Source organism: Frankia sp. Mgl5 (assembly GCF_023242985.1).
Taxonomy (GTDB): Bacteria; Actinomycetota; Actinomycetes; order Frankiales; family Frankiaceae; genus Parafrankia; species Parafrankia soli.
The window spans coordinates 1-618 of sequence record NZ_JALKFY010000424.1 but is presented as its reverse complement, the minus strand read 5'-3'; the positions used below and the strand labels follow the sequence as shown (position 1 = coordinate 618).

Sequence of the window (618 nt, the reverse complement as noted above, 5' to 3'; positions counted from 1 at the left end):
CTGCGACTTCTTCACCGTGGACACCGTATTCCTCCAACGGATCTACGTGTTCTTCATCGTCGAGCACGCCACCCGCCATGTCCATGTCCATGTCCTCGGAGCAACGAAACACCCAACCGCGGCATGGATCACCCAGCACGCACGGAACCTGCTGATAGACCTCGAAGATCGCAGCCGCCGGTTCCGGTTCCTCATCCGTGACCGCGACACAAAGTTCACGGCTCCGTTCGACGCCGTCTTCACCGCAGCTGGCATCGACGTGGTACGCACACCGCCGCAAGCCCCGCAGGCGAACGCGATCGCGGAACGCTGGGTCGGCACCGCCCGCCGCGAATGCACCGACAGATTATTGATCGTCTCTGAACGGCACCTGACCACCGCCCTCACCACATACGCCGAGCATTTCAACACCCACCGGCCTCACCGCTCCCTCGGCCAGCATCCGCCCGACTCACCACCCGTGGTCACCCCGACCCCGGGTTCCACCGTCCGTCGCACACGCATCCTCGGCGGGCTGATCAACGAGTACCGCAACGCCGCCTGACGACACCCCCGGACGATCACGTCAGCCACAAAAGACCAGCTCACAGGCCGAAACCCGAATTTCGGAGCCCCACA

General features: G+C 63.8%; 1 protein-coding gene. It reads left to right on the top strand.

From position 1 onward, the window contains the following. A partial coding sequence (locus MXD62_RS09955) for an integrase core domain-containing protein (protein WP_248829052.1) occupies window positions 1-544 on the top strand: 544 nt, incomplete at its 5' end. Window positions 545-618: the final 74 nt, after the last annotated feature.